The organism is Methanocrinis sp. (assembly GCF_049974945.1).
GTDB lineage: Archaea > Halobacteriota > Methanosarcinia > Methanotrichales > Methanotrichaceae > Methanocrinis.
Genome location: NZ_JBNGCU010000191.1, coordinates 1 through 1,974, shown reverse-complemented (window position 1 = coordinate 1,974; position 1,974 = coordinate 1). Strand labels below are relative to the sequence as shown.

At 62.9% G+C, this 1,974-nt stretch carries 2 protein-coding genes; both read left to right on the top strand.

Annotated features, from left to right (window positions below):
- On the top strand, positions 1 to 1,292 hold a 1,292-nt coding region (locus ACP5EL_RS10455), incomplete at its 5' end, for an aspartate kinase (protein WP_428402450.1).
- A gap of 32 nt (positions 1,293 to 1,324) precedes the next feature.
- Positions 1,325 to 1,974 (top strand): phosphoribosylformylglycinamidine cyclo-ligase (gene purM, locus ACP5EL_RS10450; protein WP_428402449.1); only part of this gene is annotated, 650 nt, incomplete at its 3' end.

Here is a 1,974-nt window from a genome sequence, read left to right as displayed (position 1 = left end):
TCGTTACCTCCGCCCTGGGAGGGGTCACCGACGACCTCCTCCAGTGCGCCAGGGCATCGGCCAACGGCGGGAAAGTCGAGGATATAGTGACCTTCGTGGACAGGCTGAGCAAAAGGCACATTCAGGCCCTGATGGAGGCGGTGAAGAACCCTGAGATCGTAAAGGAGCTGAAGGAGATCATCATCCAGAGGCTCGGCGAGCTGGAGAAGGCCTACATCGGCATCTGCTACCTCGGCGAGCTCTCCCCACGGTCCATCGACAGGATCTCCAGCTACGGCGAGAGGCTCGCCGCCCCCATCCTCTCCGGTGTTCTGAGGGACCTGGGCCTGGGCTCCAGGTACTACACCGGGGGCGAGGCGGGGATCATCACCACCAGCGATTACGGCAACGGAAAACCCCTGGAGAAGACCTACGACCTCCTCGCCTCGAGGCTCACCCCCCTAGAGGGCGTCCCGGTGGTGACCGGGTTCATCGCCGAGGACGAGGGGGGAAACATCACCACCCTGGGCCGGGGCGGCTCGGACTTCTCGGCCTCGCTGATAGGGGCAGCCATCGGCGCGGACGAGATCTGGTTCTGGAAGGACACCACCGGCGTTCTCACCACCGATCCCCGGATCGTCTCCGAGGCGAAGAACATCCCCATTATCTCCTACCGGGAGGCGATGGAGATGTCCTACTTCGGGGCCAAGGTCCTCCACCCGAGGGCGATCGAGCCCGCCATCAGAAACGGAATCCCGGTGAGGGTGAAGTGCACCTTCGATCCCCAGGACCCCGGAACCCTGATCGTCAAGGAGGGCGCGGCCAAGGAGGACGTGATCAAGGCGGTCACCCTCTCCAGGAACGTGGCCCTGCTGACGATATCGGGCGCCGGGATGATAGGAACGCCCGGCATCGCCGCCCGGGCCTTCTCGGCCCTCGCCGGCTCTGGGGCGAACATCATCATGATCAGCCAGGGGTCGAGCGAGGCGAACATCACCGTCGTCGTCGACGAGCCCCAGGTCGAGGCCGCCGAGATCGCCCTGCGGGCCGAGTTTCCCACCACCATCGTCCGGGAGATCTCCCACAACAAGGACGTGGCCGTCATCGCCGTGGTGGGGGCGGGGATGGTGGGTACGCCGGGTGTGGCGGGGAGGGTCTTCGGCGCCATGGGCAGATCGAAGATCAACGTCCTCATGATCAGCCAGGGGTCGAGCGAGCACAACATATCTTTCGTGGTCAGCATGGCCGAGGCCGAGAGGGCGGTCCAGGAGCTCCACCAGGAGTTCGGTCTTGAGGGCGAGGCGAAGAGGTAAGAGGCGAAGAGGAAGAGAAAAGGGGTGAAGAGATGAAGAGGATGACATACGCCCAGTCGGGCGTCGATATCAGGGCCGAGGAGAGGGCGATCTCGGCCATGAAAGGCGTCATGACCGGCAGACGTAAGGGGATCGGTGCCCCCATCACCGATATCGGCCACTACGCCGGCCTGATCGATATGGGGGAGTTTGCCCTGGCCATGACCACCGACGGCGTCGGATCAAAGGTCCTGATCGCAAACGAGATGAAGAAGTGGGACACGGTGGGGATCGACTGCATGGCGATGAACGTCAACGACCTTCTCGCCATCGGGGCCGAGCCCCTGGCCTTCGTCGACTACCTGGCCCTGGAGAAGGTCGACCCGGAGATGACCGCCCAAATAGCAGTCGGCCTTGAGAGAGGGGCGGAGATCGCAAACCTCAGCATCGTCGGAGGCGAGACGGCGTCCCTTCCCGAGATCATCCGGGGATTTGATCTCGCGGGAACCGCCATCGGGATGATCAAGAAGAAGGACATCATAACCGGCGAGAAGATAAAAAAAGGCGACATGATCGTCGGGCTTCCAAGCAGCGGCCTTCACAGCAACGGCTTCTCCCTCGCAAGAAAGATCGTCGAGGAGTCGGACTACACCTACTTCGACCGGATGCCCTACTCCAAGAGGACGATCGGCGAGGAGCTTCT